This is a genomic window from Streptomyces sp. BI87 (assembly GCF_025957665.1).
In the GTDB taxonomy this organism is placed as follows: Bacteria; Actinomycetota; Actinomycetes; order Streptomycetales; family Streptomycetaceae; genus Streptomyces; species Streptomyces albidoflavus.
In genome coordinates this window covers 1,294,480-1,309,092 of record NZ_CP110079.1, presented here as the reverse complement: position 1 = coordinate 1,309,092, position 14,613 = coordinate 1,294,480, and the positions used below count along the sequence as shown (strand labels likewise).

11 protein-coding genes are annotated in these 14,613 nt (G+C 72.5%); 9 read left to right on the top strand and 2 right to left on the bottom strand.

Annotated features, from left to right (window positions below; all coding sequences use genetic code 11):
- Positions 1-80 precede the first annotated feature (80 nt).
- Positions 81-1,619, top strand: a complete 1,539-nt coding sequence (locus OIM89_RS05565; protein ID WP_256967971.1) for an RNA polymerase sigma factor — start codon at positions 81-83, stop codon at positions 1,617-1,619.
- A gap of 238 nt (positions 1,620-1,857) precedes the next feature.
- Complete coding sequence (locus OIM89_RS05560) at positions 1,858-2,673, top strand: S1 family serine peptidase (RefSeq protein ID WP_047469231.1); 816 nt, start codon at positions 1,858-1,860, stop codon at positions 2,671-2,673.
- Positions 2,674-2,900: 227 nt separating this feature from the next.
- Here OIM89_RS05560 and OIM89_RS05555 read toward each other — a convergent pair whose 3' ends face one another.
- A complete protein-coding gene (locus tag OIM89_RS05555) occupies positions 2,901-3,128 on the bottom strand; it encodes a hypothetical protein (protein WP_003951302.1) in 228 nt (75 codons plus the stop codon).
- 432 nt (positions 3,129-3,560) lie between these two features.
- Here OIM89_RS05555 and OIM89_RS05550 point away from each other — a divergent pair, with 432 nt between their 5' ends.
- From OIM89_RS05550 to OIM89_RS05530, 5 genes are all read left to right on the top strand, one after another.
- Entirely contained in the window at positions 3,561-5,684 is a 2,124-nt protein-coding gene (locus tag OIM89_RS05550) for a DNA gyrase/topoisomerase IV subunit B (protein ID WP_030698212.1), read from the top strand.
- 174 nt (positions 5,685-5,858) lie between these two features.
- Positions 5,859-6,503, top strand: a complete 645-nt coding sequence (locus tag OIM89_RS05545) for a TetR/AcrR family transcriptional regulator (RefSeq protein ID WP_030698211.1) — start codon at positions 5,859-5,861, stop codon at positions 6,501-6,503.
- Positions 6,504-6,570: 67 nt separating this feature from the next.
- Entirely contained in the window at positions 6,571-8,634 is a 2,064-nt protein-coding gene (locus OIM89_RS05540; protein ID WP_264491044.1) for a HelD family protein, read from the top strand.
- Positions 8,635-8,869: 235 nt separating this feature from the next.
- Positions 8,870-9,358, top strand: a complete 489-nt coding sequence (locus OIM89_RS05535) for a DUF485 domain-containing protein (RefSeq protein ID WP_047469239.1) — start codon at positions 8,870-8,872, stop codon at positions 9,356-9,358.
- A complete protein-coding gene (locus OIM89_RS05530) occupies positions 9,355-10,947 on the top strand; it encodes a cation acetate symporter (protein WP_217466260.1) in 1,593 nt (530 codons plus the stop codon). Before OIM89_RS05535 ends, OIM89_RS05530 begins: the two co-directional genes overlap by 4 nt.
- An 18-nt stretch (positions 10,948-10,965) precedes the next feature.
- Here the strand turns inward: OIM89_RS05530 and OIM89_RS05525 are convergent, their stop codons facing one another.
- Entirely contained in the window at positions 10,966-11,874 is a 909-nt protein-coding gene (locus OIM89_RS05525; protein ID WP_264491043.1) for a sucrase ferredoxin, read from the bottom strand.
- A 107-nt stretch (positions 11,875-11,981) separates the two neighbouring features.
- On the opposite strand from OIM89_RS05525, the gene OIM89_RS05520 reads away from it, so the two are divergent.
- Both OIM89_RS05520 and OIM89_RS05515 read left to right on the top strand, forming a co-directional pair.
- Positions 11,982-13,007, top strand: a complete 1,026-nt coding sequence (locus OIM89_RS05520; RefSeq protein ID WP_264491042.1) for a LacI family DNA-binding transcriptional regulator — start codon at positions 11,982-11,984, stop codon at positions 13,005-13,007.
- Positions 13,008-13,202: 195 nt separating this feature from the next.
- Complete coding sequence (locus tag OIM89_RS05515) at positions 13,203-14,612, top strand: ABC transporter substrate-binding protein (RefSeq protein WP_047469246.1); 1,410 nt, start codon at positions 13,203-13,205, stop codon at positions 14,610-14,612.
- The last annotated feature ends 1 nt before the right edge of the window (position 14,613 follow it).

The following is a 14,613-nucleotide window of genomic DNA, read 5'->3' as shown; positions in this document are numbered from 1 at the left end:
CCAATCCCAGCCGTGGGTCGTCGGCTCCCGTCCTTCACCCAGGACAGGGGCCGGAAGCCGTTATTCAACGTTCCGAGAGGTTGTTCGTGTCGGCCAGCACATCCCGTACGCTCCCGCCGGAGATCGCCGAGTCCCAGTCTGTGATGGCGCTGATCGAGCGGGGAAAGGCTGATGGGCAGATCGCCGGCGACGACGTGCGTCGGGCCTTCGAAGCTGACCAGATCCCGGCCACTCAGTGGAAGAACGTTCTGCGCAGCCTCAATCAGATCCTCGAGGAAGAGGGTGTGACGCTGATGGTCAGTGCGGCGGAGCCCAAGCGCACCCGGAAGAGCGTCGCAGCGAAGAGCCCGGCGAAGCGCACCGCCACCACCAGGACGGTGGCCGCCAAGGCGGCCCCGGTGAAGAAGAGCGCCCCCGCGGCCGCGCCCACGGACGACGAGTCCGAGGCGCCCGTGAAGAAGGCCGCGGCCAAGAAGACCACCGCCAAGAAGACGGCGAAGAAGGCGACGGCGAAGAAGACCGCCGCCAAGAAGACCGCGGCCAAGAACGTCGTCGACGAGCTGCTCGACGACGAGGCCGAGGAGAAGCCCACCACCGGCAAGCCGGGCGAGGAAGGCGCGCCCGAGGGAACCGGCGGCGAGAGCCAGGGCTTCGTCCTGTCCGACGACGACGAGGACGACGCGCCCGCCCAGCAGGTCGCGGCCGCCGGTGCCACCGCCGACCCGGTCAAGGACTACCTCAAGCAGATCGGCAAGGTGCCCCTCCTCAACGCCGAGCAGGAGGTCGAACTCGCCAAGCGCATCGAGGCCGGCCTCTTCGCCGAGGACAAGCTCGCCAACGCCGACAAGATCGCCCCCAAGCTCAAGCGCGAGCTGGAGATCATCGCCGAGGACGGCCGCCGCGCCAAGAACCACCTGCTGGAGGCCAACCTCCGCCTCGTGGTCTCGCTGGCCAAGCGCTACACCGGTCGCGGCATGCTCTTCCTGGACCTGATCCAGGAGGGCAACCTCGGTCTGATCCGCGCGGTCGAGAAGTTCGACTACACCAAGGGCTACAAGTTCTCCACGTACGCCACCTGGTGGATCAGGCAGGCGATCACCCGTGCCATGGCCGACCAGGCCCGCACCATCCGTATCCCGGTGCACATGGTCGAGGTCATCAACAAGCTGGCCCGCGTCCAGCGCCAGATGCTCCAGGACCTGGGCCGCGAGCCCACCCCGGAGGAGCTGGCCAAGGAACTCGACATGACCCCCGAGAAGGTCATCGAGGTCCAGAAGTACGGCCGCGAGCCCATCTCCCTGCACACCCCGCTCGGCGAGGACGGAGACAGCGAGTTCGGTGACCTCATCGAGGACTCCGAGGCGGTCGTCCCGGCCGACGCGGTCTCCTTCACGCTCCTCCAGGAGCAGCTGCACTCCGTCCTCGACACGCTCTCCGAGCGTGAGGCGGGCGTGGTCTCGATGCGGTTCGGTCTCACCGACGGTCAGCCGAAGACCCTCGACGAGATCGGCAAGGTCTACGGGGTGACGCGTGAGCGCATCCGCCAGATCGAGTCGAAGACCATGTCGAAGCTGCGCCACCCGTCCCGCTCGCAGGTCCTGCGCGACTACCTCGACTAGGACCCGCTCCGCTCCGGGAAGCTCCGGGAAAGGGGCCTTCGGAGCCCACCCGCACGGGTGGACTCCGAAGGCCCCTTTCGCCGTACGGGGGCTCGCGCCTCGTACGGGCGGAGGGCGGGCGGACCTGCGTGCGGTTTCGGGCACTCCGTCAGGGGCCTCCCGTGGCGCCGCCCGTGCGCGGGGACCCGCAGTGGATCACTCTGGGTGCGTACCGGAACGCCTTGAGTGAGGAGAGAAGATGCGGCGTCGATGGAACCGAAGCGGCCGGGCCGGTCTGGTCGCGGCCGTGGCCGTGCTGGCGGCCCCCCTGTGCGGTCCCGCCCCGGCGGCGGCCGACAGCGTCGTGGTCGGCGGGAGCCTCGCCAGCGTCGACGACCACCCGTGGGTCGTCGCCCTCGGCAGCCGCGACCGGTTCGGCAGCGAGCGCTCGGGCCAGTTCTGCGGCGGGGTGGTCGTCGGCGAGCGGACGGTGCTGACCGCCGCGCACTGCGTGGACGAGGAGGTGCTCGGGGTCGCCCTCTCGCGCGTCCCCGACCTGCGGGTGATCTCCGGCCGCGACGACCTGCGCTCCACGGCCAAGGGCCGGGAGACCGCCGTCAGCGGCGTCCGGGTCAACCCGGGGTACGACCCGGGCACCAACGCGGGCGACCTCGCCACGCTGACCCTCGCCGAGCCCCTGCCCGCCTCGGCGGTGCTGCCCGTCGCCCGGCCGGGGAGTGCCGAGGAGAAGCCGGGCAGGAAGGCCACCGTCTTCGGCTGGGGCGACACGACCGGTAACGGAACGTACTCCTCCAGGCTCAGGTCCGTCGGGGTGACGGTGCTGGAGGACGCCACCTGCCGCCGTGCGTACCCGGGCAGCTCGGTCGGCCGGTACGAGGCGGAGACCATGCTCTGCGCCGGTGACGCGCGCGGCGGCCGGGACGCCTGCCAGGGGGACAGCGGCGGCCCGCTGGTGGCGGGCGGCAAGCTGATCGGCCTGGTCTCCTGGGGCAGTGGCTGCGGGCGGGCCAGCAGCCCGGGCGTCTACACCCGGGTCTCAGCGGTCGCTCCGTAGGCGCTCGGGAGCGTCTGGAGGGCGTCTGGAAGGCGCTGGAGGGCCGTCGTGGCCGCCCGCAAGGCCGGCTTCGGCCAACCCTGGCGGGCGAGTCGTCCGGCGCCGCACAGGGGGCTCCAGAGACCCCCGGAAACCGGAACGGGCCTCCTTCCCGCCGCTGGGGCGGGAAGGAGGCCCGTACTCCGGTTGAAGGACCGGTGCCGGCTCGTCGGGATGGGTGCGAAGCGTCAGCGCTCGTCCTCGGCCGTGGCCGGGGTCGCCGTCAGCCGCTCGGACTCATCCTGTATCTCAGCGGCGATCTTCTTGAGTTCCGGCTCGAACTTGCGGCCGTGGTGGGCGCAGAAGAGCAGTTCACCACCGCTCATCAGCACGACGCGCAGGTAGGCCTGGGCGCCGCAGCGGTCACAGCGGTCAGCGGCCGTCAGGGGGGTCGCGGGGGTCAGAACAGTAGTCACGTCGCCTCTTCTCTAGCTCGACGAGCTGTCGTACCAGGGTCAACATCCAACCAGGCCGAAAACGTTCCCGCTCGCGGCATTTCCTCGAAAAGATCTTCCGGGGAGGCCGGGTGCTGCCGGTTTGGCGGCGAATGTGCCGTGTGGGTGGTTGACGCTGTCACGTCATCGGGTCCGGTCCTCACCGGCTGGCTTGCCGGGGTGTTGAAGAGGACGTGCCCGGAGCCTAAATGGTTCATGCCCGGAAGGGAACGTGACATCTGTTTCACCCCATCGATGGATCGAACGCCTGTGCGGCTCTGGACTAGGGTGGGTTTGAGCCGAGGGTGGCGTTACATCGGCTCTACCTGGCCTCGGTACCCTCTGAGCGGCGACCGTTGCCCAGGTCCCCGATCCCGTGGACCACCATCAGAATTCAGCGAGGAGCGAACCCGCGTGACCGCCGAGACGTCCGTGCCGTCCACCGCTTTGCTGGCAGGAGCAGACCAGGACGGTTCCAATTACACCGCTCGGCACCTGCTCGTCCTGGAAGGGCTCGAAGCGGTCCGCAAGCGACCGGGCATGTACATCGGGTCCACCGACAGCCGCGGCCTCATGCACTGCCTCTGGGAGATCATCGACAACTCCGTCGACGAGGCCCTCGGCGGCTACTGCGACCACATCGAGGTCATCCTCCACGACGACGGCTCGGTCGAGGTCCGCGACAACGGCCGCGGCATCCCCGTCGACGTCGAGCCGAAGACCGGCCTCTCCGGCGTCGAGGTGGTGCTGACCAAGCTCCACGCGGGCGGCAAGTTCGGCGGCGGCTCGTACGCCGCCTCCGGCGGCCTGCACGGCGTCGGCGCCTCCGTGGTGAACGCCCTCTCGGCCCGCCTGGACATCGAGGTCGACCGTGGCGGCGCCACCCACGCCATCAGCTTCCGCCGCGGCGTCCCGGGCGCCTTCGCCAAGACCGGCGTGGACGCCCCCTTCGAGGCGGCCAGCGGCCTGCGCAAGGTCAAGAAGGTCGCCAAGGCCCGTACCGGCACCCGTGTGCGGTACTGGGCGGACCGGCAGATCTTCCTCAAGGACGCCAAGCTGGACCTCGCCACGCTCCACCAGCGGGCCCGCCAGACCGCCTTCCTGGTGCCGGGACTGACCCTGGTCGTCCGGGACGAGTACGGCCTCGGTGACGGCGGCTCGAAGGGCGAGGAATCCTTCCGCTTCGACGGCGGGATCAGCGAGTTCTGCGAGTACCTGGCCGACGACCGCGCCCTGTGCGACGTGCTGCGCCTCAGCGGCAAGGGCACCTTCAAGGAGACCGTCCCCGTCCTCGACGACTTCGGCCAGATGACGCCGACCGAGGTCACCCGTGAGCTGGGCGTGGACATCGCGCTGCGCTGGGGAACCGGCTACGACACCAAGATCCGCTCGTTCGTCAACATCATCGCCACCCCCAAGGGCGGCACCCATGTCACGGGCTTCGAGCGCTCCCTCACCCGCACCATGAACGAGGTGCTCCGCTCGGCCAAGCTGCTGCGCGTCGCCGAGGACGACATCGTCAAGGACGACGCCCTGGAGGGGCTCACGGCGGTGGTCACCGTCCGGCTGGCCGAGCCGCAGTTCGAGGGGCAGACCAAGGAGGTGCTGGGCACCTCGGCGGCCAACCGGATCGTCTCCCAGGTGGTCGCCAAGGAGCTCAAGGCGTTCCTGACCTCCACCAAGCGGGACGCGAAGGCGCAGGCCAGGGCGGTCATGGAGAAGGCGGTCGCGGCCGCCAGGACGCGGATCGCCGCCCGCCAGCACAAGGACGCCCAGCGCCGCAAGACCGCCCTGGAGTCCTCCTCGCTGCCGGCCAAGCTGGCCGACTGCCGCAGCGACGACGTGGAGCGCAGCGAGCTCTTCATCGTCGAGGGCGACTCCGCCCTCGGCACCGCCAAGCTCGCCCGGAACAGCGAGTTCCAGGCGCTCCTGCCCATCCGCGGCAAGATCCTCAACGTTCAGAAGTCCTCCGTCACGGACATGCTGAAGAACGCCGAGTGCGGCGCCATCATCCAGGTGATAGGAGCAGGGTCGGGCCGCACCTTCGACCTGGACGCGGCCCGCTACGGCAAGATCATCCTGCTGGTCGACGCCGACGTGGACGGTGCCCACATCCGCTGCCTGCTGCTGACCCTCTTCCAGCGGTACATGCGCCCGATGGTCGAGTCGGGCCGGGTCTTCGCCGCCGTCCCGCCGCTCCACCGCATCGAGCTGGTGCAGCCGAAGCGGGGCCAGGACAAGTACGTGTACACCTACTCGGACCGGGAGCTGCGCGACACCCTCATGGAGTTCCAGCGGAAGAACATCCGCTACAAGGACTCCATCCAGCGCTACAAGGGCCTCGGCGAGATGGACGCCGACCAGCTGGCGGAGACCACCATGGACCCGCGCCACCGCACCCTGCGCCGGATCAACATCGCGGACCTGGACTCCTCCGAGCACGTCTTCGACCTCCTGATGGGGAACGAGGTCGCGCCACGCAAGGAGTTCATCACCAGCTCCGCCGCGACCCTGGACCGATCGCGCATCGACGCCTGAGCCGCGGGGTTCTTCCCGGGGCCCGGACGGGACGCCGTACCGCTCGCACGCGGTGCGGCGTCCTTCCGCGTTTTTCAGGGGCGTGCGGTGGCCCGTAACGGGTCTGGGGCGTGCGCGGGGCGTGCGCGGTCGCCCGGCGCCGCCGGGGAGCGACCCTGCGTAGGCTCGCTGTCCATGAGTGACATGGGCGGGCTGCGGGAGCGCAAGAAGGCCGAGACCTACCGGCGGCTTTCGGAGACGGCGGTGGGGCTCTTCCTGGAGCACGGGTTCGAGCGGGTGACCGTGGCCGACGTGGCCGCCGCCGCCGGGGTCTCCAAGCCGACCCTCTTCCGGTACTTCCCCGCCAAGGAGGACCTGGTCCTGCACCGGCTCGCCGACCACGAGGGGGAGGCGGGCGCGGTCGTCGCGGGGCGCCCGCCGGGGTGCTCGCCGCTGGCGGCGCTGCGGGGGCACTTCCTCGCCGGGCTGGACCGCCGCGATCCGGTGACCGGCCTCAACGACGAGCCCGGCGTCCTCGCCTTCCATGCCCTGCTGTACGGCACCCCTTCGCTGGTGGCCCGGCTCCACACGCACCAGGAACGGGACGAGGCGGCCCTCGCCGAGGCGCTCGCGCCGGCCGACTCCGGTGGCGAGACCGGGGCGGGCGTCGGGGAGCGGCTGGCCGCCGGGCAGATCGTGGCCGTGCGCCGGGTGCTGGCCCAGGAGAACTGGCGGCTGATCGCCGCGGGCGGACGCGCCGACGACCTGGCGGAGGAGGCCGCGCGGGTGGCCGGGGTCGCGTTCGACCAGCTCTGCCGGGGGCTGCCGCGACTGGCGTGAAGAGCCGCGCGAGAGCGAAAATGCAACTCGGTTAAAAATGAGACCGAGTTGCAATACGCTGGGCTGCATGCCACCACCCGACGACGCGATCCATGACGTGCTCCAGCAGGAGCGGACCTATCACGACCGGTGCCGGGCGGCCCTCGCCGCCATGGTGGACGGCGCCGACCGCCAGGTACGGACCGGCGAGGACGTCTCCGCCTCCGGCGCCGACGCCGAAGTCCTCGGCCACGGCCTGCGCAGCAGGGCCAAGGAGCTGCGGGAGATGCCGGCAGGGCCGCTGTTCTTCGGGCGCATGGAGTTCGCCCCGGAGGCCGGGGCGGCGGGCGGCCACGCCGGGCAGGCGTACCACGTGGGGCGCACCCGGATCAGCGGCGAGCCCACCGAGCCCCCGCTGGTCGTCGACTGGCGTGCCCCGGTCTGCCGCGCCTTCTACCAGGCCGGACCCGGTGACCCGCTCGGGCTCGCGGTCCGCCGCCGGTTCGGGTGGGCCGCGGGCAGCCTCGGCGACTCCGCCGACCTGACCGCGCTCGAGGACGAGCGGCTGGACGCCGGGCAGGCCGGCGGCGGCCGGATCGTCGCGGAGGAGATCGAGCGCCCCCGGACCGGCCCCATGCGCGACATCGCCGCCACCATCCAGCCCGGGCAGGACGCCCTGATCCGCGCCGCTCCCGCCGTCTCCCTCTGCGTCCAGGGCGCGCCCGGCACCGGCAAGACCGCCGTGGGCCTGCACCGCGCCGCCTACCTGCTCTACGGGGACGGGCGCCGCGGCGGCTCCCTGCTGGTCCTCGGCCCCGACCGGGGCTTCCTCGACCACATCGCCGAGGTGCTGCCCTCCCTCGGCGAGACCGGCGTACGCCAGACCACCGTCGAGGAGGAGATCGCCCGGCACCCCGTCACCGCCGAGGACGGCCGGCGCACCACCGCCGTCAAGCACGATCCCCGCATGGCGGAGGTGCTGAGGCGCGCCCTGTGGGCGAGGGTGCGGCCCGAACGCGCGACGCCCCTGGTCGTCCCCGACGGAGTCCGCCGCCTGCGGGTCGGCGCCGAGCCGATCGCGCGGATCGCGGCCGGGGTCAGGGCCGGGGAGCCGTTGTACGACGTGGGGCGCGAGCGGGTCGCGGAGCGGGTCGCGGCGCTGGTCCGGGCCGAGGCGGAACGGGGGTCCGGGCCGCGTACCGACGGCTGGACCCGGCGGATCGCCCGGAGCCGGACGGTGGCGGCGGCGCTGCGCGAGGTGTGGCCGCGGGTCACCCCCGAGGAGGTGCTGGCGGAGCTGCTGAGCGGTCCCGCGCTCCTCGCCGAGGCGGCCCGGGGTGTTCTGTCGCAGGCGGAGCAGGCCGTGCTGGTCCGGGCGGGGGCGCCCCGGCAGGCGCGCGGGGCCCGCTGGTCCGGCGCGGATCTGGTGCTGCTCGACGAGGTGGCCGGGCTGATCGAGCGCCCGGCCGGGTACCGGCACATCGTGGTCGACGAGGCGCAGGACCTGTCCCCGATGCAGTGCCGGGCCGTCGCCCGCCGGGCCGCCCACGGCTCCCTGACCGTCCTCGGCGACCTGGCCCAGGGCACCACCCCGTGGGCGGCGGCCGACTGGCCCGGGCTCCTCGCGCACCTCGGACGGGAGGAGGCCGTGGTGACCCGCCTGACCGAGGGGTTCCGGCTGCCGGCGGCGGTCGCGGAGCTCGCCAACCGGCTGCTGCCGGAGCTGGGCGTGGACCTGGAGCCGGTCCGCTCCCCGCGCGGCGGCGGCGAGGTGCGCGTCGAGCGGGTCGCCACTCCGGTCACCTCGGTCCTCGCCGCCGTGACCGCCGCCCTGCGCCGGCCCGGCTCGATCGGCGTGATCGCCGCCGCCCCGGCCGCCGCCCGCCTCCGCGAGCTCCTCACCGCCGCCGGACACACCCTCGCCCGCCCCGGCGGCACTCAGGGCCGGGTCACCGTGCTGCCCGCCTCCGCCGCCAAGGGGCTGGAGTACGACCACGTGATCGTCGTCGAACCGGCCGAGATCGTCCGCGCCGAACCCCGCGGCCTCCACCGCCTGTACGTGGTCCTCACCCGCGCCGTGTCCCGCCTCCACGTCCTGCACGCCGAGCCGCTGCCCGAGGCGCTGGCGGGGGCGGTCTCGGCAGAGGGATGAGGCACGGGCCGAAACATCGGGGACATTCACCGACGAGTGCCCCGCCCCTCGCCCAACTGCCCTGCTCCCGGGCCGAATCCGCCCCGCTCGCCGCCACTCCGCCCGCCCCGTCGGCACCCCAAACCCGCCTGTCCATCACCTGATCGAATGAAAGCCTCCCCACTCGGCGCATCGATCTTCCCGGCCGTCCCATTCTTGGCACGCGGTCACCTCGGCCGCGGAGAAGGAGAGTGCGGTGGAGAAGTACGACGGGCGCGGCGGGGCGGTCCGGCCCGACGATCCCTGGTACGACGTGTCGGCGAGCGGATGGGGGGCGCCGGCGGGGACGGGGGCCCGCCCGGAGCCCGTGGAGGTGCCCCCGCAGGCGGTCGCCCCGGGCGGCGGGAACGAGGGGGCGAGCGCGGCCGAGATCTACCGGGAGGTGCGGGCCGGCGCCGCCTTCCAGGAGGTGCGCCGGCGGTACCGCCGTTTCGTCGTCCCGGCCTGCGCGCTCTTCCTCACCTGGTACCTCGCCTACCTGGTCGCCGCCACCACCGCCCCCGCGCTGATGGCCCGTCCGGTGCTCGGGCCGGTCAACGTCGCGCTGCTGGCGGGGCTCGGCCAGTTCGCCAGTACCGCCGTGCTGACCTGGGCGTACGTCCGCCACGCCCGGCTGCGGCGGGACCGGCTCGCGCTCGATCTGCGGTGGGAGACCCAGCAGCTGACCCGGGGGGCGCGGGGATGAGCGGCGACCACCAGACCCTCGCCCTGGTGCTGTTCAGCCTCTTCGTGGCGCTCACCCTCGCCATCACCGCCTGGGCGGGACGGCGCCGGCGCGGCACCACCGAGGAGTTCTACGCCGGCGGCCGGCTCTTCTCCCCGATGGAGAACGGTTTCGCCATCGCCGGGGACTACATGTCCGCCGCCTCCTTCCTCGGCGTCTCCGGCCTCATCGCGCTCTACGGCTACGACGGGGTGCTGTACGCCGTCGGCTTTCTCGTCGCCTGGCTCGTGGTGCTCTTCCTCGTCGCCGAACTGGTCCGCAACTGCGGCCGGTTCACCCTCGCCGACGTGCTCGCCGCCCGGATGCGCGAACGACCGGTCCGGATCGCGGCGGGCACCTCGTCCCTCACCGTCTCGGCCCTCTACCTGGTCGCGCAGATGGTCGGCGCGGGCACCCTGGTCTCCCTGCTGCTCGGCGGGGAGAGCCGCGCGGCGCAGACCTGGACGGTGGTCGGCGTGGGAGCGCTGATGGTGGTCTACGTGTCGCTGGGCGGGATGCGCGCCACCACCTGGATTCAGATCGTCAAGTCGGTGCTGCTGATGGGCGGCACGATCACCCTCACCGTGCTGGTGCTGCTCCGCTTCTCCGGCGACTTCGGGCAGCTGCTCACCACCGCCGCCGCGCGCAGCGGCCAGGGCCCGGACTTCCTCGCCCCCGGCCTGAGGTACGGCGGCGACTGGACGGCCCGGCTCGACTTCATCAGCCTCGGCCTCGCCCTGGTCCTCGGCACGGCCGGGCTGCCGCACATCCTCTCCCGCTTCTACACCGTGCCGACCGCCCGCGCCGCCCGCCGCTCCACGGTCTGGGCGATCGGGCTCATCGGCGGCTTCTACCTGATGACGATCGTGCTCGGGTTCGGCGCGGCCGCCCTGCTCGGCTCCGACACGGTCCGCTCCTCCCACGCCTCGGGCAACACGGCCGTACCGCTGCTCGCCCTCGACCTCGGCGGCGGCGCGGGCTCCACCGGCGGAACCGTGCTGTTCGCGGTGGTCGCCGCCGTCGCCTTCGCCACCATCCTCGCCGTCGTCGCCGGGATCACCCTCGCCTCCTCGGCCTCGGTCGCCCACGACCTCCACGCCACGCTGCGCCGCGAGGGCGCCCGCCGCTTCGGCGAGGTCGCGGTGGCGCGGCTGGCGGCCGCCGGGGTCGGGGTGCTGGCGATCGGGCTGAGCCTGCTCGCCCGCGACCTGAACGTGGCCTTTCTGGTCGGCCTCGCCTTCGCGGTGGCCGCCTCCGCCAACCTGCCGGTGCTGCTCTACACGCTCTTCTGGCGCTCCTTCACCACCCGCGGCGCCGTCTGGTCGGTCTACGGCGGGCTGGTCCCGGCGGTGGTGCTGGTGCTGCTCTCCCCGGTGGTCTCCGGCAGCCCCGCCTCCCTCCTGCCCGGCCTCGACTTCCAGCTCTTCCCGCTGGAGAACCCGGGCCTGGTCTCCGTCCCGCTCGGCTTCGCCTTCGGCTGGCTCGGCACCGTCACCTCACGCGAGGAGCCCGACGAGGACCGGCACGCGGAGACCGAGGTGCGCTCCCTCACCGGCGCGGGCGCGGTCTGAGCGGGACGGGCCGGCCGCTCAGAGCTGCCGCACCGCCACGACGTCCATCCGCCGGGGCGCCGCCGGAGTCCCGCCGCACGACTCGGGGCGCGGTGGGTGCGAGGCGCCCTCGGCGACGGTGACCCGCCACCGGCGCCCGTCGCGGTGGGTCAGCGCCACCTTCCAGCGGGGCGCCGCGCCCTCGGTGCCGGTGACCGAGAGGTCGTCGGGCCCGGCGCCGGAGAGCCGTTCCCGCAGGGCCAGTTCGGCGGCCTGGCCGGGCCGGTCCCAGCAGGAGCGGCCCCGGGCGCCTGTCACCACGACCTCACCGGCGGCGGTGGCCCGCAGGATCTCCTTGACCTCGGGCGCCGAGGAGCGGCCGTAGGCGTAGCCGTGCGGCAGGACCAGCAGGGTGGGGGAGAAGCGGTGGCCGCCGAGGTGGGTGATCTCCCAGACGGACTCGGGCGCGGTGAGTGCCAGTTCCTCGGCGAGCGGGCGGCCCAGCACCGCGCAGCAGGTGTCCCGCTTGCCGTTGGTGCACACCAGGGCCAGCGGCGGCCCGTCGTACGCCACGCCGCCCAGCGCCTCGAAGGAGGCCGGGTCCCCGGCGCCGAGCGCGGTCAGGTCCAGGGCGCGCAGCGCCTCGGGGTCGGCGAGGAGGGCGGTGCGGGTCCAGGCGTGGCCGGGGAGGGTGTGGGCGGCGAGGACGCGGGTGCCGCCCGGTCCGGCGGGCCGCCTGCCGGGGCGGCGGATCAGGGCGACCCGCACACCGGTGGAATCGGCGGCGGCCTCCAGGGCGGCGCCGAGCGCGGTGTCGAGGCGGCTGGCGGTGAGGGCGCGGGCGCCCCACGGGCCGGGCTGCTCGATCAGGAGCCAGGTGCGGGCGGTGGCGGCGGTTCCGGCGAGCGGTTCCCGCAGGTCGAGGGCGGCTCGTGCACACGTACTCACAGAGGTGACCCTAACCCGGGCGGTGCCCGGGGGCCGGAGCGGCGGTCCGGGCGGGGGAGGGCGGCCGGACGCAACCCGCTTTCATCGTTTGCGCTAATCTTGCGCGCATGACGCGACGACTTGCACAGGTGGCTCAGAAGGTCGGTGTCAGCGAGGCCACGGTCAGCCGGGTCCTCAATGGCAAACCGGGGGTGTCCGACTCCACGCGGCAGGCCGTGCTGAGCGCGCTGGACGTGCTCGGCTACGAGCGGCCGACCCAGCTGCGCGGCGAACGGGCCCGGCTGGTGGGGCTGGTCCTCCCCGAACTGCAGAATCCCATCTTCCCGGCCTTCGCGGAAGTGGTCGGGGGCGCCCTCGCGCAGCAGGGGCTCACCCCGGTGCTCTGCACCCAGACCAAGGGCGGCGTCTCGGAGGCCGACTACGTGTCGCTCCTGCTCCAGCAGCAGGTCTCCGGCGTGGTCTTCGCCGGCGGCCTCTACGCCCAGGCCGCCGCCCCGCACGACCACTACCGGCAGCTGGCCGACCGGAACATCCCGGTGGTCCTGATCAACGCCGCCATAGGGGAACTGGGCTTCCCCACCGTCTCCTGTGACGACACCGTCGCCGTCGAGCAGGCCTGGCGCCACCTCGCCTCGCTGGGCCACGACCGGATCGGCCTGGTGCTGGGCCCCGAGGACCACATGCCCTCCCGGCGGAAGCTGGCCGCCGCCCGCGCCTCCGCCCAGGCGCTCGGCGCGGAGCTGGACGACGCGGACGTGGTCCGGGCGATGTTCTCGCTGGAGGGCGGCCAGGCGGCGGCCACCCGGCTGCTGGAGCGGGGGATCACCGGCATCGTCTGCGCCAGCGACCCGCTGGCCCTCGGCGCGGTCCGGGCGGTGCGCCGGCGCGGCCTGACGGTGCCGGAGGACGTCTCGGTGGTCGGGTACGACGACTCGGCCTTCATGAACTGCACCGAGCCACCGCTCACCACGGTCCGCCAGCCCATCGAGGCGATGGGCCGGGCTGCCGTGGAACTGCTCACCGTGCAGATCGGCGGCAGGGCCGTGCCGGGCGAGGAGCTGCTCTTCGAGCCCGAGCTGGTGGTCCGCGGCTCGACCGCGCAGGCGCCCCGGGGCGGTGCGGCGGCGGGCTGAGGCGGCGGCGGGCGGCGCGTCCGGGCGTGGCCGGAAGGGTGCGTACCGGATGTGCCGCAACGCCTCGTGAAACTGTCAGGTAATTGCGGAATCTGCGTGACATCTTGCGAAGGGCGAGGTGCGGTGGTTGAGTGAGCGCCGCCGCACAGCGAGGCAGCTGTGGGCTTCCACGCTCCTGCCCTAAAGGGGTCACCGATGAGAAGTTCCGGGTTCAGCACGCCGCGCCGCAGACGGACCGCGGTCACGTTCGTCTCCGCCCTCACCCTGCTCTCGCTCGCCGCCTGCGGCACCAGCAGCAGCGGTGACCAGGACCCCGCGCCCGGCTCCACGGCCGACGCCGCCACCCCGCTGGACCCGAGGGCCAAGCTGACGCTCACCATCGACTGCATGCCGCCCGCCGCCAAGAAGGCGGAGCTCAAGCAGTGGAAGGAGGACGTCGCCACGTTCAACAAGACGTACCCGAACATCACCATCGACGGCCGTTCCACCCCCGGCCAGTGCCTGGAGCCGCCGCGGTTCACCGCGATGCTGAAGGCCAAGTCGCAGCCGGACGTCTTCTACGCCTACTTCACCGACCTCGACCAGGTCCTCGACAACGACGGCGCCGCCGACATCAGCGCCTACGTCACGGAGAGGACGGTCCCCGCCCTCGCCGACATCGACCCCGACGTCATGAAGGTGCTGAAGAAGGACGACAAGCTCTACGCCCTGCCCACCAGCAACTACCGCATGGGCCTGCTCATCAACCGCGGCCTCTTCGAGAAGGCCGGCCTCGACCCCGACACCCCGCCCAGCACCTGGGCGGAGGTCCGCGAGGCCGCCGACAAGATCGCGGGCCTCGGCAAGGGCACAGCCGGCTTCGGCGAGTACAGCGCGGGCAACACCGGAGGCTGGCACTACACCGCCACCGTCTACGGCGAGGGCGGCGACATCGTCGGCCCCGACGGCAAGGCCGCCTTCAACGACGCCACCGGCAAGCGGGTCGCGCAGAACCTGTACGACATGCGGTGGAAGGACGACAGCATGGGCAAGACCCAGCTGCTCAAGTGGGGCGACCTCCAGAAGCAGATGGCCACCGACAAGCTCGGCATGTTCCTCGCCGCCCCCGACGACATCACCTACATGGTGCAGCAACTCGGCGCCGACTACGCCAACTTCGGCATGGGCCCGATGCCCGGGCAGAACGCCACCCTCTTCGGCGGCAACAGCTACATGATCAAGAAGGGCATCTCCTCCGACAAGATCAAGGCGGCCGTCGCCTGGCTCGACCTCAAGACGCTCAGCCCCGGCAAGGGCCAGTTCGAGTGGTCCCGCACCAAGGCTGACGGCCTGCCGGTCGGCCTGCCGCAGCCCGCCTTCTTCACCGGCGCCGCCAAGGAGAAGGACGACAAGGAGCGCGCCGACCACGCCACCATGCCGGTCGAGAACTTCCGGGCCTTCACCGACAACCCGGTCGACGGCAAGGCCGAACCGCCGAAGGCGCAGGAGGTCTACAAGGTCCTCGACACGGTGATGTCGACCATCCTCACCAACAAGAACGCCGACATCGACAAGCTCCTCGACACCGCCGAGCAGCAGGTCAACCAGGTCCTGGCGAACCAGTAGC

Bases quoted from the DNA above. Each gene is read 5' to 3' on its own strand.
- OIM89_RS05560 (WP_047469231.1), top strand. From the start codon at position 1,858: ATGCGGCGTCGATGGAACCGAAGCGGCCGGGCCGGTCTGGTCGCGGCC.
- OIM89_RS05545 (WP_030698211.1), top strand. From the start codon at position 5,859: ATGAGTGACATGGGCGGGCTGCGGGAGCGCAAGAAGGCCGAGACCTAC.
- OIM89_RS05540 (WP_264491044.1), top strand. From the start codon at position 6,571: ATGCCACCACCCGACGACGCGATCCATGACGTGCTCCAGCAGGAGCGG.
- OIM89_RS05530 (WP_217466260.1), top strand. From the start codon at position 9,355: ATGAGCGGCGACCACCAGACCCTCGCCCTGGTGCTGTTCAGCCTCTTC.
- OIM89_RS05520 (WP_264491042.1), top strand. From the start codon at position 11,982: ATGACGCGACGACTTGCACAGGTGGCTCAGAAGGTCGGTGTCAGCGAG.
- OIM89_RS05515 (WP_047469246.1), top strand. From the start codon at position 13,203: ATGAGAAGTTCCGGGTTCAGCACGCCGCGCCGCAGACGGACCGCGGTC.